At 32.3% G+C, this 21,586-nt stretch carries 17 protein-coding genes; 9 read left to right on the top strand and 8 right to left on the bottom strand.

Annotated elements, in window-relative coordinates; all coding sequences use genetic code 11:
* Positions 1–11: 11 nt before the first annotated feature.
* The 3 genes from LPB87_RS12275 to LPB87_RS12265 form a co-directional block, all read right to left on the bottom strand.
* Positions 12–1,331 carry a porin gene (locus tag LPB87_RS12275; RefSeq protein ID WP_129540677.1) on the bottom strand — a complete coding sequence of 440 codons (1,320 nt, stop codon included), beginning with the start codon at positions 1,329–1,331 and terminating at the stop codon, positions 12–14.
* A 169-nt stretch (positions 1,332–1,500) separates the two neighbouring features.
* The gene (locus LPB87_RS12270) at positions 1,501–2,580 is read right to left on the bottom strand and encodes an ATP-binding protein (protein WP_129540676.1); all 1,080 of its coding nucleotides are present in this window, start codon (positions 2,578–2,580) and stop codon (positions 1,501–1,503) included.
* A gap of 74 nt (positions 2,581–2,654) precedes the next feature.
* On the bottom strand, positions 2,655–3,338 hold the full coding sequence (locus LPB87_RS12265; RefSeq protein WP_035617332.1) for a response regulator transcription factor: 684 nt from the start codon (positions 3,336–3,338) through the stop codon (positions 2,655–2,657).
* 232 nt (positions 3,339–3,570) lie between these two features.
* Here LPB87_RS12265 and LPB87_RS12260 point away from each other — a divergent pair, with 232 nt between their 5' ends.
* The 4 genes from LPB87_RS12260 (at position 3,571) to LPB87_RS12245 (ending at position 9,288) form a co-directional block, all read left to right on the top strand.
* The gene (locus LPB87_RS12260) at positions 3,571–6,330 is read left to right on the top strand and encodes a TonB-dependent receptor (RefSeq protein WP_129540675.1); all 2,760 of its coding nucleotides are present in this window, start codon (positions 3,571–3,573) and stop codon (positions 6,328–6,330) included.
* A 251-nt stretch (positions 6,331–6,581) separates the two neighbouring features.
* On the top strand, positions 6,582–7,772 hold the full coding sequence (locus LPB87_RS12255) for a hypothetical protein (RefSeq protein WP_129540674.1): 1,191 nt from the start codon (positions 6,582–6,584) through the stop codon (positions 7,770–7,772).
* A gap of 110 nt (positions 7,773–7,882) precedes the next feature.
* Positions 7,883–8,221: a T9SS type A sorting domain-containing protein gene (locus LPB87_RS12250; protein ID WP_230728077.1), complete on the top strand. Its 339-nt coding sequence runs from the start codon at positions 7,883–7,885 to the stop codon at positions 8,219–8,221.
* 86 nt (positions 8,222–8,307) lie between these two features.
* A complete protein-coding gene (locus tag LPB87_RS12245; protein WP_129540672.1) occupies positions 8,308–9,288 on the top strand; it encodes an acyl transferase in 981 nt (326 codons plus the stop codon).
* Positions 9,289–9,315: 27 nt separating this feature from the next.
* Here the strand turns inward: LPB87_RS12245 and tyrS are convergent, their stop codons facing one another.
* Entirely contained in the window at positions 9,316–10,608 is a 1,293-nt protein-coding gene (gene tyrS, locus LPB87_RS12240) for a tyrosine--tRNA ligase (RefSeq protein WP_129540670.1), read from the bottom strand.
* Between the two features lie 133 nt (positions 10,609–10,741).
* Between tyrS and LPB87_RS12235 the strand changes: the two genes are divergently transcribed.
* Complete coding sequence (locus LPB87_RS12235) at positions 10,742–11,743, top strand: NAD-dependent epimerase/dehydratase family protein (RefSeq protein WP_230728076.1); 1,002 nt, start codon at positions 10,742–10,744, stop codon at positions 11,741–11,743.
* Positions 11,744–11,758: 15 nt separating this feature from the next.
* On the opposite strand, the gene LPB87_RS12230 is transcribed toward LPB87_RS12235, so the two are convergent.
* Genes LPB87_RS12230 through LPB87_RS12220 form a run of 3 tightly spaced genes read right to left on the bottom strand, consistent with a single transcriptional unit; the run spans position 11,759 to position 14,312 of the window.
* Positions 11,759–12,232 (bottom strand): DUF4296 domain-containing protein, encoded by a 474-nt coding sequence (locus tag LPB87_RS12230; RefSeq protein ID WP_230728075.1) that lies wholly within the window; start codon positions 12,230–12,232, stop codon positions 11,759–11,761.
* A 3-nt stretch (positions 12,233–12,235) separates the two neighbouring features.
* Positions 12,236–13,576 carry a dihydroorotase gene (locus tag LPB87_RS12225; protein WP_129540667.1) on the bottom strand — a complete coding sequence of 447 codons (1,341 nt, stop codon included), beginning with the start codon at positions 13,574–13,576 and terminating at the stop codon, positions 12,236–12,238.
* 10 nt (positions 13,577–13,586) lie between these two features.
* A complete protein-coding gene (locus LPB87_RS12220) occupies positions 13,587–14,312 on the bottom strand; it encodes a polyprenol monophosphomannose synthase (protein WP_129541143.1) in 726 nt (241 codons plus the stop codon).
* Positions 14,313–14,417: 105 nt separating this feature from the next.
* On the opposite strand from LPB87_RS12220, the gene LPB87_RS12215 reads away from it, so the two are divergent.
* The 3 genes from LPB87_RS12215 (at position 14,418) to LPB87_RS12205 (ending at position 16,577) form a co-directional block, all read left to right on the top strand.
* On the top strand, positions 14,418–15,086 hold the full coding sequence (locus LPB87_RS12215; RefSeq protein ID WP_129540666.1) for a DUF4271 domain-containing protein: 669 nt from the start codon (positions 14,418–14,420) through the stop codon (positions 15,084–15,086).
* A 15-nt stretch (positions 15,087–15,101) separates the two neighbouring features.
* Positions 15,102–15,851, top strand: a complete 750-nt coding sequence (locus LPB87_RS12210; protein WP_129540665.1) for a uroporphyrinogen-III synthase — start codon at positions 15,102–15,104, stop codon at positions 15,849–15,851.
* Between the two features lie 255 nt (positions 15,852–16,106).
* Positions 16,107–16,577 carry an Lrp/AsnC ligand binding domain-containing protein gene (locus tag LPB87_RS12205; protein WP_129540664.1) on the top strand — a complete coding sequence of 157 codons (471 nt, stop codon included), beginning with the start codon at positions 16,107–16,109 and terminating at the stop codon, positions 16,575–16,577.
* A gap of 171 nt (positions 16,578–16,748) precedes the next feature.
* On the opposite strand, the gene LPB87_RS12200 is transcribed toward LPB87_RS12205, so the two are convergent.
* Positions 16,749–19,115, bottom strand: coding sequence for an MMPL family transporter (locus LPB87_RS12200; RefSeq protein WP_230728074.1), 2,367 nt, complete (start codon positions 19,113–19,115; stop codon positions 16,749–16,751).
* Between the two features lie 198 nt (positions 19,116–19,313).
* On the opposite strand from LPB87_RS12200, the gene LPB87_RS12195 reads away from it, so the two are divergent.
* The gene (locus LPB87_RS12195) at positions 19,314–21,584 is read left to right on the top strand and encodes a cation:proton antiporter (protein WP_230728073.1); all 2,271 of its coding nucleotides are present in this window, start codon (positions 19,314–19,316) and stop codon (positions 21,582–21,584) included.
* Positions 21,585–21,586 lie beyond the last annotated feature (2 nt).

Here is a 21,586-nt window from a genome sequence, read left to right as displayed (position 1 = left end):
TTTATATTTTTTTAGAAATTAAATTGAGCTTGTATTCTCAATAGATTTCCCTGTTGTCGGTTATTTGGTAACACGCTATCTTCAAAAGTTCTATCTGCAATAACGTATTCTGCGGTAAGCTCTAGTGCTTTTAATGGTTGCCATTCTATTCCAATTTCATAATCCCTAACTACATAACTTCGGGCATCTTTCTCATATTTTTTCCCTCCATCATAATATTGAAATTTTGCAAAAGGATATAATAGTTGTTTTCCTAAATCCCATTTATAATTTAATAAAACATACCCCCCATTTATATTTGTTAAATCAACACTATTAGTTTCTTTGTTATAACGAGGCCCTTTACCTATGTTATATTCCGTTTGAATTCCAAAAGGTTTAGGGTAGAGAACAAATGTCGCCCCTACTCTTTGATCCTTAACATATTGTTTATCGGCATTTACTGGTACTCCTGATGAAATCTCATTGGTAAATGCCCATTTACCTGTATAAGCTTGAAGTCCTGGTTCAATAATTTGGTTTCCAATTACAAAAGGATAAGTAACTCTTGCAACAACATTCAAATCTCTGTTACTATCTAGTTTGTTTGCAATTTGTCCGTTGTAAACTCCAAAAGCAAAAACACCATAATCACCTGAACCTTTGTAACCATCTTTAACTAACATTTCGAAACGCTCTCTTATTTTGCTTGGTGCCCAATAAAAAAACACTCCTAAATCACGTTCATTTAATATAGCGCTATTCATTGCATCATTTCTATCCAAGGCAAGTCGAACAGAACTAGATTGCATATTTTCGAATCCATAAGGAATTTTACTTTGCCCTACACGAACACGGTATTCTCTTTTAGGATCAAATGAAACATCAAAGTATATGTCTCTAACTTGAACGAAATTGTTAATTCCTGTACTTGGCGAACTTGCAAAATCTGGTTGAAAGTAAAAAAATACATTGGGATGTACTTGTCCAGAAAATACTAATCGAGCACGTCTGATAAAAAATCCATTATTAGATTTCGCATTTGGCTCTGTAGATGTTGTTCCCCAAGATCTATCACACTGCTCGCATGAAACTTTATCATTGGTAGACAACAATCCGTTATATCTTATTTGTGCATAACCTCTCAAAGAAATTTTTTCGTACCAGTGCTCCTTTTCTTCTGCTTTAGGAGCAGGTTCCAATTTTGGTTCTGCTAGTGTTGCACTTTCTTTTGCCTTATTTATAGAATCTAAAATACGAACTACCTCTTTCTTTATTTCTTCTTTGTTTATCTCTTGTGCATGGATCCCACTGGCCACCAAAGATAAAGCTACAACTAAAAATTTTCTCATCTTATTTTTTTAACTCCGCGTTCAGAATGCAAAAATCACCCATCAAAGTTAACATAACGTTACCAAGATGTTATCATAATAAGAATTTAATATTAAGAACTGACCGACAATTTTAAATTGGTGTTAAAAGGAGGGTATTTTATACCTAATCAAGGCATTAAGATTACATTTATTTAACTTCAGTATTAGCACTCTTATATGCTTTTTCTAATGTGAATGAAAACTCTGAGCCTATACCAAACTCACTCTCTACATATACTTTCTCTTTATGAGCTTCGATAATATGTTTAACTATAGCTAGTCCTAATCCCGAGCCTCCTTCTGAGCGAGCCCCACTTTTATCTACTCTATAGAATCGCTCAAAAAGTCTTGGTATATTTTGTTTCTCCACTCCTTCTCCATTATCACTAATACGAATAAGTACTTTTTTCTTTGTAAGATTTACTACTCCAACTTCTGTTGTTCCGCCTTGTCTGCCGTATTTAATAGAATTTACAATCAGATTCTCTAGTATTTGCTGAATTCTATCTTTATCCCCTTTAACGAAAATAGGTTGCAGATATTTCTTCTCGTAAGTTAATTTTATCTTCTTTTTATCGGCTTTCATTTCCAATAAATCAAAAACATTTTGAATAAGCTCTATGATATCAAAATTAGTAATTACCAAATTTAAATCCCCTGATTCTAATTTAGTAATCATATCTAAGTCTTCGACGATATAAATTAATCGCTCTACTCCTTTTTCAGCTCGTTTAAGATATTTTTTTCGAATAGTCTTGTCTTCCATCGCTCCATCTAGTAATGTTGAAACATAACCCTGAACAGTAAACAATGGAGTTTTAAGCTCATGCGAAACGTTACCCAAAAACTCACGACGGTATTCTTCACGAATTTCCAGCATTTCGATTTCAAGCTTTTTATCGGTAGCGAATTTTTTGACTTCACGCGAAAGCGTTTCCATGTCGGTTGTAATCGGCTGGTTGATGAGTGTACTAGATTCTAGTAATGAAACCTCATCGTAGATTTTTTTTACTCTTCGGTAAATAAAACGCTCTACACGATATTGTAATACGACAAATGAGAACGCATATACAGATATGAGAAAAACAATACTAAACGGTAATAAATTTATTGTTTTATTTTTGAAGAATAATAAAATCAAAATTATTACGAATCCTGTAGCAAAGAGACTTATATATAATGCTGACTTTACAGCAAACTTATAGGTTTTTTTAAAACTTATTTTCATTTAATTCATGGATAGCTTTCTACAAAGATAATTCTGATTTCTTTGCATTATGCTTTTGTTTGGTAATCTTTAATTTAAACCTCGAATTTGTATCCTACTCCTTTGATGGTTTTAAATAAATCTTCGCCGATTTTTTCTCTCAATTTTCGAATATGCACATCAATCGTTCTTCCTCCTACAACTACTTCATTGCCCCAAACTTTATCAAGAATTTCATCACGCTTGAATACTTTTCCAGGTTTTGAAGCCAATAAATAGAACAATTCAAATTCTTTTCTAGGCAAAGCAATTTCAATATTATCTTTTACGATTTTATATTCTTCACGATTAATTTCGATACCACCTACATTTAATGTATCACTACTAACCTCTTGCTCTTTTAGGCGTCTCAACAATGCTTTTACTTTACTTACCAATAATTTTGGCTTAATAGGCTTAGTGATATAATCATCTGCTCCAGCATCAAAACCAGCAACTTGAGAATAGTCTTCACTTCTTGCTGTTAAGAATGTAATGATAACATTATTTAATTCAGGGATTTTTCGAATATGCTCACAAGCTTCCATACCATCCATTTCGGCCATCATAACGTCCATTATTATAAGATCTGGCAATTCTTTTTGTGCTTTTGCAATTGCATCTTTTCCGTTAGAGGCAGTAATTATCTGATAGCCTTCCTGAGAAAGATTATATCCAACAATTTCTAAAATATCCGGTTCATCATCTACTAGTAAAATCTTAGTTTGTGTTTTTTTCATAAAATGGCAAAAATTGGGTTATCTCATTGATACTTATACTATATAACATTCAATGAATCTAGTTGCGAGTGTAAAGATAATAATAAATCGACTGTTAAAAAGTAGTGTTAACCGTAATTTAATTTCATAACAATTTCATAATATATTGGAGACAAAAGAATAACAAGTAGCTAACATGAACTTTACACAACCGTCCTTTATTTGCAAAAAAATAAACAAACAACAAACGAAAATGAAATTCAACTTAAAATTTCTATTTATTACATTATTTATTTGTGCTGTTTCTATGGCTCAGACCAAAGGTACAATTTCTGGGGTTTTAACAGACAAACAAACTAATAATGAAGCACTTCCATTTGCAAACGTTCTTATTAAAGGAACTAACAACAGTGCTAATACTGATATCGATGGTAAATATTCGATAAACATAGCTCCTGGCAGCTACACAGTAATTTATAGTTTCTTGGGGTACGAAACTGTAGAAGCAATCGTAATTGTTAAAGCAAATGAAACGACAACTAGTAATCAAACATTATCTTCAGGGAGTTACACTCTTAAAGATGTAGTAGTAAAAGCATCGTCTGTAAGCAGACAAAAAGAATCAGCATTACTATTAGAACAAAAAAATGCCGTAGAGATCAAACAATCTATTGGAGCTCAAGAACTTTCACGAAAAGGAGTTAGCGATGTAGCAACTGCAGTTACTAAAACTACTGGTATTACAAAACAAGAGGGAACAGGTAATATTTTTGTTAGAGGTTTAGGCGATCGTTACAATTCTACAACTATGAACGGATTACCAATTCCATCAAATGATCCTGAAAAGAAAAACATTAGCTTAGATATTTTCTCTACTGATATTGTTGAATATGTATCTGTTGATAAAGTTTATAGCAGTAAATTATATGGAGATTTTGCTGGAGGAAACGTAGACATAGCATCTAAAGATTACAAAGGAAATGGTTTCTTTAAAATCGAAATAGGATCTAATGTTAATACAAACGCATTAGCAGAAGACGATTTTAGATTACAAAAAGGCATTAATAGTTTTGGATTCTCAAACCCGAAAATTCCAAATAACCCTCTTACTCAATACAACTTCAATACTTTACAAACAGATAAAAAAGCGCCTTTCGCTGGATCTATTGGAATATCAGGAGGAAAAACTTTTAACGTAGGTGAGCAAGGTAAATTAAGCTTTTTTGCAACTGCAAATTTCAGTAACGAATACAATGCAGTCAAAAATGGTACAGCAAGAGGAAGTGTAAACGGTGCAGGAGTTGCATATAAAGACTTCCATACATACAAAGACATGAGCTACCAAACTAATTCTACTGGTTTGTTAAATATTGGATATAAAATTAACACAAATAACAAAGTTAATTTTAACACACTTTATATTAATAGTTCAACTCAGTCTAAAGAAGAATATTACGGTTACATAGTAGATATCGCCAATAATGGAAATGGATTGATCCGTCGTTTTAATTATGAAAAAAATAGTCTTTGGGTAAATCAATTATTAGGAGATCATAAACTAACAGACCGATCAAAATTAAACTGGGGTGTTTCATACAATATTGTTGACGGATCTATGCCGGACAGAATTCAAAATACTTTTAGAAACGAACCAAATGGCTATGTATTATCTACTATTTCAAGACCTGAAAATAATAGATACTTTCAAAAACTAAGAGAAGATGAATTAGCAGCAAATGCTTCTATTGATTATAAATTCAATAAAAATAGTGATGATGAATTTAAAGGAAAAATCACTTTAGGTGCGAATGGAAGAATCAAAAACAGAAAATTTGAAGCTACTCAATTCAACTTTCAATCAAATGATGGTTTCAGAAACTTTATTGTTGATCCAAACAATCTAGATTTGTTTTACAACAATGACAACTTCAATAATGGATACTTCAACGTTTCGACATTTAGAGGAAACTCTCAAATTAGTGATGCTCTAGATCCTCAAACTTATAATGGTAAGCAAACTATCCTTGGCGGTTATGCTAACACAGAATATAAATTCAATCCTAAATTAACAGCTGTTTTGGGCCTTCGATTAGAATCATTAATTCAAGATGTTGACTGGAACACACAATTAGGTGATATTGGAAGTGATAGATTAGATAAATTGGCTTTCTTACCAAGTTTAACAATGAAATATGAGTTAAACGAAAAACAAAATTTACGTTTAGGATTTAGTAAAACATATACTTTACCACAATTTAAAGAAAGAGCATTATTTGTTTATGAAGAAGTTTTACAAGTAAAAATAGGTAACCCATATTTATACGAATCAGATGATTACAACTTAGATCTTAAATGGGAAATGTTCCCTAAAAGTGATGAATTAATTTCCTTTACTGCTTTTGGTAAATACATCCTTAATCCAATGAATGAAGTTACAATTGCATCTTCTTCAAATGATATATCTTACATTAACACAGGTGACTATGGATATGTTGCTGGAGGGGAAGTTGAATATCGCAAACAGATTTTTAGTTTTAATGATGCTAATTCAAAAAAACTTACTGCAGGTATTAATGCTTCTTACTTATACAGTAATCAGGAATTAAATTCTGAAAAAGTTGAGAGAGAAACTGATTACCAAGTTGATTTCACAAACAAAAAGAGTCAATTTACCGGAGCTTCTGATTTACTTTTAAATGCTGATCTTTCTTATCTAACTGAATGGAGCAATAAAGAAAAAAGCTTAAACACCACTATTGCATACTCTTATTTTTCAGATAGAATAAATGCTATTGGAACAAATGGAAGAGGAAATTTAGTAGACAAAGCATTTGGTTCATTAGATTTTATTGCAAAAACCAAACTGAATAAAAACTTAGGATTAGACTTTGTTGTAAAAAACATCTTAGATCCTACAATCAGTAGAGTTCAAGAAAACGTCTCTGGGGATGTTAACGTTTTATCATACAAAAAAGGATTAGGAATAAGTTTTAAACTTAATTACAGCTTTTAAGGCTACATCAAACACAGAACTAAAAAAGGATCAGCATTAAATTGTTGATCCTTTTTGTTTTAGAGATAACCAAATAACTAGTTACTCTATACAACCTATAAACCAAAACTTTAGTTAACAGCTAAGTAACATTAATTTAATCTTAAAATAGGTTTTTATTAAACTAACAATCACAGTTACTTAACATTCGTAAAAGATTTCTAATCCATCTTTGCATCAAGATATTAAACACAAAAATTATCAAAACAACCATGAAAAAATCAATTGTAAAACTATTTGGGATTATTGCTTTATCAACTAGCTTACTTACAAGCTGTTCAAGCGATAACAATAACGACAGCAAAAAACCAACTTCTACATTTGTTGTAAATGCTAACGACTTTAAAGGAACTATTAGTGACGGTGAAGTAGTACTTGACGCTAGTACAGTTTACAAATTAACTGGAAAATTACAAGTAAATGACGGGGCTACATTAACAATTCCTGCAGGAACAGTTATTCAAGGTACTGGCGGAACAAAAGCTTATATTGCAATTGCGCAAGGAGGAAAAATTAATGTAAATGGTACAGCTGCAAAACCAGTTGTCATGACAAGCGGTTTAACAACTAAAGGCGCTGGAGACTGGGGTGGATTGGTTATCTGTGGTAGAGCACCAATTAACCGTGTTACTGGTGGAGCAAGTACAGCTCAATCAGAAGTTGCAGATTTAACTTATGGTGGAACTATATCTAATGATAACTCTGGTTCAATCAAATTCTTAAGAATCGAATATGCAGGAGCGGCTTATAACACTGAAAAAGAATTCAACGGACTATCTTTCTTCGGAGTTGGTTCTGGAACAGTTGTTGAAAATGTACAAGCTTTTCACGGTGCTGATGATGGATTTGAATTCTTCGGAGGTTCTGTAAACACTACAAATTTAATCGCTATCGGTAACGAAGATGATCAATTTGACTGGACTGAAGGATGGAATGGAAAAAATACAAACTGGTACGGAAAATTAAATTTTGGAAAAGGGAATAGAGGTATTGAAGCTGATAACTTCGAATTAGGATTTGCAAACACTCCAATTGCTAACCCTACTATTACAAACATCACTCTTGTGGGACCTGGAAGTACTGCTGATGCAACTATTTACACAGAAAATCAAGCTATAAAATTAAGAAGAGGGACTAAAGGTCTTATTTCAAATGTAGTTTTAAGCGGATGGAAAACTGGTATTGATGTTGAAAACGATGAAACTATTGCTTTTGTTGGAACAGCTTTAAAAGTATCTAGTGTAAACTACATCTCTGATATCGCTGTAGAAACTAAAGGAAAGAAAACAAATGGAACTGCTGCTGATGTTACCGCTGTTGCTACTGAATCTTCTGCTGCTAATGGAGCTGGAAGTGGTATCGCACAACCAACATGGGCTACTGGATGGTCAGTAGGTTTCTAATCAATAAAATACGACTAATTGTTAAAAACATCCTAAAATTTTAGGATGTTTTTTTTTGGCGTAGTTTTTGAAAACTTTTTTTAGTATATTTACTAGACTAAAATTAAGCGATGGCGAAAAACTACTTTTATATTACACTCTTATTGGCTTTTTTCTTTATTACTGCAGGTGTTTCAGCACAAGACAGTAAACAACAGCCAAAAACAGACGGCACCGTTATAGAGGGCTTGAGTTTGTATCCAAACCCTGTGAGTAATGGTAAAGTATATATATCATCTAAAAATGATTTAGAAAAAGAAATAACTATTTTTGACATACTAGGAAAAAAAGTATTACAAACACAATTAAGTTCAAGAGAGCTTAATATTTCTAATCTTTCACCTGGTGTGTATATCATAAAAATAAATGAAGAAAATGCAACTGCAACTAGAAAGCTAATTGTCAGGTAAGTTTTCAGAATAAAAACATAAAAAAGCTCCAAAGTAATATTGGAGCTTTTTTCTTTTAAATAAATTACCTTTGCAAAAAAAAGATCTTGATTACAACAACTGATATATTTACGATTTCTAGTCAAAAGCAATTTGAAAAAATAGCATTGAAAGTATTCCGCTTTCAATACGAAAACAACGTAGTATATCGAACGTTTTGCGATCACTTAAAAACAGATCCTCAAAAAGTAAAATCACTTACTCAAATTCCCTTTTTACCAATTCAGTTTTTTAAGAGCCATGCTGTGGTTTCAAATTCTGATCCTGCACAGGTTACTTTTACCAGCAGCGGTACAACAGGAATGATTACTAGCAAACATATTGTAACTGACGTTTCTTTATATGAAGAAAGTTACCGCAAAGGCTTTTCTCAATTTTATGGCAATATCGAAGATTATGCTGTGCTAGCTTTACTTCCGTCCTATCTAGAGCGCGAAGGTTCTTCATTAATTTACATGGTTGAAGATTTAATTAAACTATCAAATCACCCAGAAAGTGGATTTTATCTACACAACCACGAAGAACTTACCCAAAAACTAATCGAATTAGACCAATCTGGACAAAACACCATCTTAATTGGGGTAACATATGCTTTGTTAGATTTAATCGAAAAGAATTCGTTTAAACTACAAAACACTATCATTATGGAGACTGGTGGAATGAAAGGCAAACGCAAAGAAATGATTCGCGAAGAATTGCATAAAGAATTATGCGATGGTTTTGGCGTTTCAGCAATACATTCAGAATATGGTATGACCGAATTATTATCACAAGCCTATTCACTAGGCGAAGGAATATTCGAATGTCCTTCATGGATACAAATCCTTGTTCGAGATACAGAAGATGCTTTAACCTACGTAAAAGAAGGAAAAACTGGAGGTATAAACGTAATCGATCTAGCCAATATTAATTCTTGTTCTTTTATCGCTACGCAAGATTTAGGCAAAAAATATCCCAACAACTCTTTCGAGGTATTGGGACGTTTTGATAACTCTGATATTAGAGGTTGTAATCTGATGGTACTTTGATGTTTAATCGGTTAAACGATTTACCAATTACACCACTCTTACTACAAAATAATTTTTCTTCCCGCTTTGTAACAATACAAATTGGTTATTTATTAAATCTTTGTTAGAAAGAACAAACTCTTCAGTTATTTTTTCTCTGTTTACAGAAATAGAATTAGCTGTAAGAGCACGTCTTGCTTCCCCATTTGATTTAAAGAATCCTGTTTTTTCATTCAGAACTATTATAATCTCTAATCCGTTTTCAAGATCTGCTTTTGTAATTTCTGCCTGAGGCACACCATCAAAAACATCTAAGAAAGTCGCTTCGTCTAATTGTTTTAAATCATCAGATGTAGAATTTCCAAATAATATGTTTGAAGCCTTAATTGCATTTTCTAAATCAGCAGCAGAATGTACCATTACAGTAATTTCTTCAGCCAATCTTTTTTGTAAAATACGCAAATGAGGTGTTTCTCTATGTTCGATTGTCAAAGATTCAATTTCTTCTTTTGATAAGAAAGTGAAAATTTTAATATATTTTTCAGCATCAACATCTGAAGTATTTAACCAATATTGGTAAAACTTATATGGAGATGTTCTTGCAGCATCCAACCAGATATTTCCGCCTTCTGATTTTCCGAATTTTGTTCCGTCAGCTTTTGTGATTAATGGGCAAGTTAGAGCATATGCTTTTCCGCTTTCCATTCTTCTTACCAATTCAGTTCCCGTGGTAATATTCCCCCATTGGTCACTTCCTCCCATTTGCAAGGTACATTGCTTGTTTTTATACAAATGCAAAAAATCATATCCTTGTACTAGCTGATAAGTAAACTCAGTAAATGACATTCCTTCGGCAGCCTCTGATGTTAGCCTTTTCTTCACAGAATCTTTAGCCATCATATAGTTAACCGTAATATGCTTACCTACATCACGAATAAAATCAAGGAATGAGAATTCTTTCATCCAATCGTAATTATTTACCAATTCGGCAGCATTAGCTGAATTTGAAGTAAAATCCAAAAATCGAGACAATTGTCCTTTTATTGCTTCTTGATTATGACGCAATGTTGCTTCATCAAGTAAGTTTCTTTCATTCGATTTTCCTGATGGATCTCCAATCATTCCTGTTGCACCACCAACTAACGCCAATGGCTTGTGTCCTGATAACTGAAAATGTTTCAATAACATTACCCCAACTAAATGCCCTATATGCAATGAATCCGCAGTTGGATCAATTCCCACATATGCCACTCTCATTTGTTCCATCAAATGTTCTTCTGTACCTGGCATAACGTCGTGAAGCATTCCTCTCCAAGTCACTTCTTCAATAAAATTTTTCATTTCTTTTAAAATAATTTTTACAAATATAACGATTGTCTGTTGCAATCTCAAAAATGAATTTAAATTAAGAATGGTCAAAAAAATAAGAAAACTAAAAATGTGAGGAATCCAACAATCTAATTATCTTTACAAAATGGTTTTAGTAACAGGAGGAACAGGTTTAGTTGGTGCACATTTATTACTTCATTTAATTGAAAATGGAGATAACGTTCGGGCAATTTACCGAAACAAGAAGAAAATAGAAAGAACAAAGTCCGTTTTTGATTTATATAAAAAATCCCATTTATTCGAATCAATTCAATGGATAGAAGCTGACATACTTGACGTTCCTTCATTAGAAACTGCTTTTATTGATATAAAATATGTTTATCACTGCGCTGCTATAATCTCATTTGATCCTAAAGACGAAGATTTAGTTAGAAAAACCAATATCGAAGGCACCGCAAACATTGTGAATTTCTGTATTGCAAAACAAGTAAAAAAATTGTGTTTTGTAAGTTCAATTGCTGCTCTTGGTGACCTTGCTCCTCATGAGTCTGTCATTACTGAAGAAGTCGAATGGAATCCCGAAAAACCACATAGCGATTATGCTATTTCTAAATATGGTGCCGAAATGGAAGTTTGGCGTGGTTGGCAAGAAGGCCTGGATATTGTCATTATAAATCCTGGAGTTATCCTAGGACCTATTCCAAAATCTAAAAGCGATGAAAAAGGAAGTGCTGAACTTTACACAAAAGTAGCTAACGGGCTTTCCTTTTACAGTCTAGGCAGTACCGGATTTGTTACTGTAGATGACGTTGTGAGAATTGCTGTTACATTAATGAAGAGCGAGATAAAAAACGAACGTTTTACTCTAATTTCTGATAATATTGTTTTTAGAGATGTATTAAATACAATAGCAGATGCATTAAAAGTAAAAAGACCTGCAAATCATGCAAGTCCTTTACTTATGAAAATTATATGGCGAATTGACTGGTTTTTATCTACTTTTTTCCTGAAGAAAAGACAGATTACCAAAGCAACCGCAAAATCGTCTTATACAAAAGATATTTATTCGAATGAGAAAATAAAAACAGCTTTAAAAACTGACTTTAAAAATATTCATGAATACATTAAAGAAGTTGCAACTTTATAAAAAAAAAACACTTAATTACTTAAGTGTAGCTTTCTTTTTAAGCGAATCTGCTTTTACTGCTTTCACCAGTCCTTCTTTAGCTTTAATAGAGTCTTTTTTTATTATCTTACTCTTTTTCTTAAGCAATTGCTTTTTCTTATTTTCTAGCTTAATTAAGGAGTCCATTTTCTTTTCGTTTTTTTCTAAACGCGACCCCACTTCATCAAACATATCCTTATAACCATTATAATCAGCAGCGTAATACATATTGCTCTTAACAAATTGCAAACTATCTACTTTATATTTTTTCAATATAAACCTAGTCGGATTGGTATCACAAGAATCTAACGACATTGGGTTTTGATATTTTATAGCTTCTAGCAATGATAAATCATACATAATATCTATCATCTTATCTCTCTCAACAAGTCGCTCTGGCTTTTTAACCAACTCTTTTTTGCATCCAACAGCAAAGAATAATACCGAAATAATTATGATTATTTTTTTCATATTCTATCTATCAAATAATAATCTTTTCCCAGCATGAACATTTTTCACCTTAAACGAATTATAAACCAATTGTCCGTTTACAAAAGTGTGTGTAATTCTTGACTTAAAAGTATATCCTTCAAATGGTGACCATTTACATTTAGCCAAAATATTATCTGTATTTACACTCCAAGGCAGCCCTGCGTTTACAATCACCAAATCGGCATAATACCCCTCTCTGATAAATCCTCTTTTTTCAATTTTGAAAATCTTAGCAGGATTGTGACACATTTTTTCAACTATTTTCTCAATACTGATTTTCCCTTGATGATGAGCTTCAAACATAGCCACAACAGCATGCTGAACCAAAGGCCCTCCAGAAGGAGCTTTTAGATATGATTGTTTCTTTTCTTCTTTTGTATGTGGTGCATGATCTGTTGCAATAACATCTATTCGTCCATCAAGCAAAGCTTCCCAAAGTGCTTTTCTGTCATCGGCAGTTTTTACAGCAGGATTCCATTTTATAAAATTCCCTTTAGTTTTATAATCTTCATCTGTAAACCACAAGTGATGAACACAAACTTCGGCAGTAATTTTCTTTTCTTCCAAAGGGATTTTGTTGGTAAACAATTCCATTTCTTTTGCAGTCGAAAGATGAAAGATATGCAAACGTGCTCCTGTTTTCTTAGCCAATGCAACAGCTTTTGACGAAGAAATATAACATGCTTCGGCACTACGAATTAAATGATGCGCTGTTACAGGAACATCCTCACCATACTCTTCTATATATTTTGCTAGATTATTTTGTATTGTAGTTTCGTCCTCACAATGTACAGCTATAAGCATTGGTGTACTTGAGAATATCTTTTCGAGTGTTGCTTCATTATCAACCAACATATTTCCGGTTGATGAACCCAAAAATATCTTGATTCCTGCTACATTCTTTGGATTTGTTTTTAGAACTTCGTCTAAATTATCGTTGGTTGCTCCCATCATAAACGAATAATTCGCATATGATTTTTTTGAAGCTATTTGGTATTTTTCTTCCAGTATCTCCTGAGTTACCGCATTAGGCACCGTATTAGGTTGCTCAATAAACGAAGTGATTCCTCCAGCAACAGCTGCTTTCGATTCTGATTCGATATCTCCTTTATGTGTTAATCCAGGTTCTCTAAAATGTACTTGATCATCAATTGCACCAGGCATTAAGTAACTTCCTTCGGCATCAATAACAATACAATTAGAAGATTTCAGACTTATACTGTCTGAAATTTCTACAATTAAATCATTTTCGATTAACAAATCGCCTTCAAAAATTGACCCTTCGTTTACGATTTTAGCGTTTTTTATTAATATCCTATTCATTCTAATTGTTTTATAAAGAATTGACTAATTTTTTCAGTCGAAGTGAAATAACTCCAAAAATTGCCTCTTTGATAATAGCGTTACTCATTTTAGAAACCCCCTTAGTTCTATCTGTAAAAATAATTGGAACTTCGGTAATTTCAAATTTTTTACAATATGTTCTATATTTCATTTCGATTTGAAAAGCATATCCAACAAATTTTATTTTGTTAAGATTAATAGCTTCTAAAACCTCTCTTTTATAACAAACAAACCCAGCTGTAGCATCATGAATTTTCATTCCCGTTATGAATTTTACATAAACAGATGCAAAATAAGACATCAATACACGGCTTAATGGCCAGTTTACAACATTTACACCTTTTACATATCTAGAACCAATAGCAAGATCAGCACCTCCAAAATGACAAGCATCAAAAAGTTTTTCGAGGTCATTAGGATTATGTGAAAAATCGGCATCCATTTCGAATATATAATTATATTTTCGATCCAGAGCCCATTTAAATCCATGAACATAAGCAGTTCCTAATCCAGCTTTCTTAGCTCTGTTTTCTATAAACAATCTGCCTTCAAATTCTTCTTGAAGCATAACAACTTTATCTGCAGTGTGATCTGGCGAGTTATCATCGACAATAAGAAGGTGAAAAGGTTTATGTTGCGAAAGCACAGCCCTAATAATGCTTTCAATGTTTTCAATTTCGTTGTAAGTGGGAATTATAACAATACAATCATTCATTTTTCCGAGTAATTTCAACGCAAAAGTAAACTTTTTATAGCATTTCATTCATAATAAAGTTATAATAAAAGTAATGAGACAAAAAATTACTAATTTTGCATTGCTATGATTGAACACCTTCATCCAAGAATTACTGAAAATAAAGACTGGGCAACACTTTTGTTTGTGTTATGCTTTGCCGTTATTGCTATAACAAAGTCTATTTACGAAACCCGTTTTGGCGATTTTACCAAATTAATTTTTTCTGATAAATACGCCAAGATATATCGAGACAGTAGTCATATAAAAAGTGGTTTTACAACCATCTTATTCTTCATACAAATCATTTCTTTTGCATTTTTCATACAGCTTACACTTAGTAGTTTTGGATATGCATCCAAAACCGATTGGTTATTATACATTCAAATCGTAACCTTATTAGCTTTCTTTATTTTATCGAAATATTTAATCGAAAAAATAGTTGCTACTTCGTTCAATATCGAAGAATTTACCGAGCACTTTAACCTACAAAAAGTAAGTTACAGAGCTTATATTGGTATTTTAATACTCCCTATCAATGCAATTTTGTTCTATTACGATGGTATTTCGAAAAATGTACTGTTAATAATACTAGCTATATCGCTATGTATTAGCCTATTCTCATATTTTATTTCAATTAAAAACTATCAAAATGTAATATTGAGTAAGTTATTTTATTTTATTTTATATCTTTGCACTCTTGAAATAGCACCTTATTATTTTATATATTATTGGCTTACCAAAGAGGGTGCTTAGAAAATATTACAACTTATGAAAGTGAAAACAATTTTGGTGTCACAGCCTGAACCTAAAGTGGAAAACTCCCCTTATTTTGAGCTCCAACAGAAACACAAAATAAAAATTGATTTCAGACCTTTCATTCACGTGGAAGGAGTAAACGCGAAAGAGATTCGAGTTCAAAAAATCGACCTTAATCATTACACTGCAATCATATTAACTAGCAGAAATGCTGTTGATCATTTTTTTAGAGTAGCAGAAGAAATGCGTTACAAAGTTCCTGAAGGATTAAAATATTTTTGTCAATCGGAAGCCGTTGCTTTTTACTTACAAAAATATGTTGTGTACAGAAAGCGTAAAATTTACGTTGGCGCAAAAGATTTTGCAGATTTATCTCCATTAATCAAAAAGTACAAAGACGAAAAATTCTTATTACCAGCTTCTGATCAATTAAACGCAGACGCTCCTATTACTTTAAATAATTTAAAAGTAGATTGGACTCAAGCAATTTTTTACAGAACTGTAATGAGTGACTTGACTGATTTAGCTGATGTTTATTATGATGTCTTGGCTTTTTTCAGTCCAACTGGAATAAAATCATTATTTAAAAACTTTCCTGACTTCAAACAAAATGAAACTAGGATTGCTGTTTTCGGAAGCACTACTCAAAAGGAAGCTTTAGATTATGGTTTAAGAATAGATATTCTTGCTCCAACTCCAGAAACTCCATCAATGACTATGGCGTTAGAAAAATATATTGCTGAAGCAAATAAAGGAAAATAATCCTTTTACCTAAATAAATTAAAAGCTACGAAATTCGTAGCTTTTTTTATATAAACTTTTTAAATTATCTTAAATAAGAACCCTTTTCCTTTTAAGTTATTCTCACTCAAAAAAATCATTTTTACCCTACCATATCTTTGTAACAGTTTTAAACTTTCACAAAGATTCTAAATGGACTTCTTTTTTAAAGTTTTATTATTAGATTTGATTTATAATTTAAACTGTTTCGTTGAAATCAGTTTTAAATCGAAATATATGAAAATCAATTCTCTAGTTATTGAAATAGACGGCATCGACAAAGAAATCCTAAGATATCTTATGGAAGATGCTCGAAAACCTATATTGCAGATTGCTAATAAAATTGGGATTTCTGGCGCGGCCATTCATCAGCGATTACGCAAACTAGAGCAATCTGGCGTAATATCTGGCTCAAAATTTATCGTTAACAATAAAGTATTAGGATATAACACTATGGCGTTTGTAGGCGTTTATTTAGACAAAGCTGCCCGAAATCTAGAAGCTGTAAAAGAATTAAAAAAAATACCCGAAGTTCTGGAATGTCATTACACAACTGGAAACTGGTCGATATTAATTAAAATAATCTGTCGTGACAACGAACACCTTATGCAGTTATTAAATACCAAAATTCAGGCAATTGAAGGCGTTTCTAGAACAGAAACCTTCATTTCTTTAGACCAGCAAATAGACCGACAAATTCAGCTATAACTTCCTGAATATATCTCATAAAAAAGAATAATAATTTTAAACACAAATTTCACCAATTCCCACTAATTAGTTTATGAAATTAATTTCGTAAACTAATTCAACTCAACCGTTGATTTTGTGCAAATTCGTGAAATTCGTGTTAGTTTTTTTTTCTACTTATTCAAGGTAAGATTAAATCTCTCCTTCTATAACATCTTCTTTTTTAGTTTTTTTCTTTTCAAACGTTAATACCAAAGCTGGTAAGACTAGTATGTTTGCAAACATCGCAAATGCCAGCGTACAGGAAATTAATCCTCCCAATGCGATTGTTCCGCTAAAGCTTGAAAGTGTAAACGTTGCAAACCCTAAGATCAATACAACAGAAGTATAAAAAGTACTAATTCCAGTTTCTCTTAATGCACTGAAAACTGATTTTTTTACCTTTCCATTATTCTGTAACAAATCATGTCGGTATTTTGCCATAAACTGAATTGCATTATCTACAGATATACCAAATGCAATACTAAACACTAATATCGTTGATGGCTTAAGCGGAATCCCAAAATACCCCATTAATCCAGATGTAATACAAAGTGGTAATATGTTTGTTATAACCGAAGCAAAAACCATTTTGAACGATCTGAACAAATACAACATAAGTACTGCAATAACAAAAATGGCAAAAATTAATGATTCAATTAAATTATCTACTAAATAAGAAGTTCCTTTCTGAAAAACTAATGCTTTACCTGTTACCGTAACTTCATAGCGATCTTTTGGGAAAATTTCATTAATTTTAGAATGAAGTTTCTTCTCGACTTTAGCCATTTCATCAGTACCAATATCTTTCATAAAAGTTGTAATTCGAGCGTACTGACCTGTCGAATCCACATAACTTTTCATTAAATTATCCTTATTGTTTTTTACCGCATTTTTAGCATAAGCCAAAATAAATGTCTGTTCCTGTGAAGTTGGTAATTGATAATACTCAGGTTTCCCGTTATAAAAAGCCTGTTTCGAGTATTTAACCAAATTTACTATAGAGACTGGTTTAGACAATTCTGGCATCCCTTCGATTGTAGCCTGTAACTCGTCCATTTTACGCATTGTCGATAATTTCATGACCCCTTTTTTACGTTTGGTGTCAATCATAATTTCTAATGGCATCACTCCATTAAATTCCTTTTCGTAAAACAAAATATCTTTAAAGAAAGAAGCACTTTTTGGCATTTCTCCAATCAAACTTCCAGACACTTTCATTTGCGATACCCCAATAATACTAAACAACAAAAGCAATCCGTAGATGATATATATAACTTTTCGTTTGTTTTTTACTACACTCTCTACCCAATCCAATAGTACCGAAATATAGGTTTTAGTCAAATGATGCAAGTGTTTTTCCTTAGGAATCGACATAAAACTGTACACAATTGGCACGATTAAAAGCGTTAAAAAATAAACAGAAATAACATTAATCGATGTCACTAAACCAAACTCAAAAAGCAAATCATTCCCAGTAATCATAAAGGTTGCAAATCCAACTGCAGTAGTAAGGTTTGTCATCAGAGTCGAAACTCCAATTTTAGAAATAATACGTTGCAAAGCTTTTGCTTGGTTGTTATGCAATTTTATTTCCTGTTGGTATTTATTAATCAAGAAAATACAATTTGTAATCCCAATAACGATTATCAATGGCGGAATTATTGCTGTTAAAACAGTAATTTTATAATGAAACAAACCAAGTGTTCCAAAAGACCAAACTACACCAACAATTAAGATACATATTGAAATAAAAGTCGCCCTAAATGAACGGAAAAAGAAAAAGAAAATCAACGAGACGGTAAGTAAAGCCGCACCGATAAAAAGGCCTATTTCACCTTTCATATTATCTGCATTAATAGTCCTGATGTATGGCATTCCAGAAACACGTAAATCTATTCCGGTTGTTTTCTCGAACTTATCAATCTTAGGAACTAAATTTTCAAGAATAAACGTTTTTCTCTCAGCTGTATTTACAAGCTTTTTGTTCATATAAACCGCAGATCGGATACTTCCGCTTTCTTTATTAAACAACAACCCTTCATAAAACGGCAAATTATGAAACAAATCGTATTGTACCGTTTGTAAATATGCTGGATCAAGCGCTTTCTTTTGATCAATAAACGGAGCTAAGACAAATTTTTCGTTTACAGTATCTTTTTCTAATTTTTTCAAATCACTTAAAGAAACTACCAAATCGACCTCTTTAGCCTTTTTCAAACCTGTCATTAATTCATTCCAGGCAGCATAATTTTTTGGTGTAAAAAAAGTTGGATCTTTAAAACCTATAACGATAAGATTGCCTTCTTCTCCAAACTTATCTAAAAATTTCTGATAGTCTTTATTTGCGATATGCTCTTTTGGAAGCAAGTTAGCCTCAGTATAAGTCATAGCAAGATTTTTCCATTGGTAACCAAGGAAAAGTGTAATTGCAATAATAATCCCTAAAATTACAATCCTGTTTTTGAGTATAATTCTAGCAATTAATTCCCAAAAACCTACATTCGATTTCTTTTTCATAAAAATTTTAAAAATGGTTGCAAATGTACTAAAAAACACAGGAAAGGATAAATTTTGGTTAACCTTTTATGTTGTTAGATGTATAAATTACCGTTAATTTTTTACAATAAGTTAATTGAAATTGATACGATTTCTTAGCTCCCTTTTCTGATATTTGTATTATTTTTGAGAAAATAATTACATTATTTAAAATACAGGATGAAAAACTACAAAAACGCATTGTTTTATATAGGAGTAACTGGAGGTTTTACGGCTTTAATATACTGGATTATCACTAAAGGAAAATACTTAGAAGCAAATAAAACAATAGAAGTTTTAGGATCAGGAAAAGGTTCGTGGTATGATTTTATCGCCTCGATGCGATCGAATTTTCAAGATCCACTTGCCATCTTATTAGCCCAAATAATAACAATAATTTTTGTTGCACGGTTTTTTGGATGGGTTTTTAAACGTATCGGGCAACCATCTGTAATAGGTGAAATTATTGCTGGTATTGTCTTAGGCCCTTCCTTATTAGGCTTGTACTTTCCAGAATTCTCTATGGCCTTATTTCCTGTGGAGTCATTAGGCAATTTGAAATTTTTAAGTCAGATTGGTTTGATTCTTTTCATGTTTGTAATCGGAATGGAACTTGATTTAAAAGCCCTAAAAAACAAAGCCAATGAAGCTGTTGTAATAAGCCATGCCAGTATCGTAATTCCTTTTGCACTAGGTATCGGATTATCTTATTTTGTTTATAATCGATTTGCTCCCGAAGGTGTAAAATTTCTATCCTTTAGTTTATTCATGGGTATTGCCATGAGTATTACTGCATTTCCTGTTTTGGCACGTATTGTTCAAGAGCGAGGCATTCATAAAACTAAGTTAGGTACCATTGTTATTACTTGTGCAGCCGCAGATGATATTACCGCTTGGTGCTTGCTTGCTGTAGTTATTGCTATCGTAAAAGCAGGCTCATTTGTAAGTTCGATATACATCATCTTTCTGGCTGTCATTTATGTTCTGGCAATGTTATACATCGTAAAACCATTCTTAAAAAGAATTGGTGATCTATACGGAGCTAAATCCAGCATCGACAAGCCTGTAGTGGCAATTTTTGTACTTACTCTTATTGCTTCTTCATATGCAACCGAAGTTATCGGTATTCATGCTCTTTTTGGCGCTTTTATGACTGGTGCAATCATGCCAGATGTTCCTAAATTCCGAACGATGTTTATTGAGAAAGTCGAAGATGTATCTGTGATTTTATTACTGCCTCTTTTCTTTGTGTTTACTGGTCTAAAAACCGAAATCGGACTTATAAACGATCCTTATTTATGGACCATAACCGGAATGATTATTTTGGTTGCAGTTGTTGGTAAATTTTTCGGAAGTGCTTTTGCTGCTAAATTTGTGGGACAAAGTTGGAAAGACAGCTTAACCATAGGAGCTTTAATGAACACAAGGGGATTAATGGAATTAGTTGTTCTAAACATAGGGCTAGAACTTAAAGTTTTAACTCCCGAAGTTTTTACAATGATGGTAATAATGGCGTTGGTAACCACTTTTATGACCGGCCCTGCATTAGATTTAATCGATTATATATTTAAAGGCAAAGAAGTTCCTGTTCTCGAAACACCATCAATTAGCAGTAAATACCGAATTTTGATTTCTTTTGGGAACAACGAAAAAGGAAAATCTCTTTTGCGATTAGCAAATAGTCTTGTCAAAAAACAACAAGATACCTCTCAAGTTACAGCAATGCACTTATCCTTAAGTGATGAAATGCACGCTTTTAATATTGAAGACAAAGAAAAAAACAGCTTTATTCCGATTGTCGAAGAATCTAAAATTCTTAAACAGGAAATCACTACTATTTTTAAAGCTACTATAGATATCGAAACCGATATTGCCGACATTGCCAATCAAGGCGACTACGATTTACTACTAGTTGGTTTAGGACAATCTATTTTTGAAGGAACATTATTAGGGAAAGTAATTGGCTTTACGACCCGAATCATTAACCCTGATCGTCTGATAGATAAATTTACAGGGAAAGAAGGGTTGTTTCAAAACTCTCCTTTTGATGAAAGAACACGATTGATTGTTTCGAAAACCAAAATGCCTTTGGGGATTTTAATCGACAAAGAATTACAAAGTGTAAATCATATATTTATTCCAATATTTAATGTCGAAGATACATTCCTGATAGATTACGCACAAAAATTAATATACAACAACAATTCAATCATCAGTATTCTGGATGTAAACGGAAACATAGAAACAAATTTTGTAATTAAGAGTGCGATTACTACCTTGGAGCAAAAATTTCCTAAAAACATATCGATGATGAACGATCGTATCATCAAAAAAGAATTTTTAGACAAACAAGACCTAATGATTATTAGTCTTGAAAGTTGGAAAGCATTAGTCGACTCCAGAAGTACCTGGTTGAGCAATGTGCCTTCTGTATTAATTATTAAACCCTAAAA

Origin of the sequence: Flavobacterium sp. EDS, assembly GCF_020991525.1 — a bacterium.
Classification (GTDB): domain Bacteria; phylum Bacteroidota; class Bacteroidia; order Flavobacteriales; family Flavobacteriaceae; genus Flavobacterium.
Note: the sequence above shows the minus strand (reverse complement) of the source record. Positions and strands in the feature narration are given on the sequence as shown.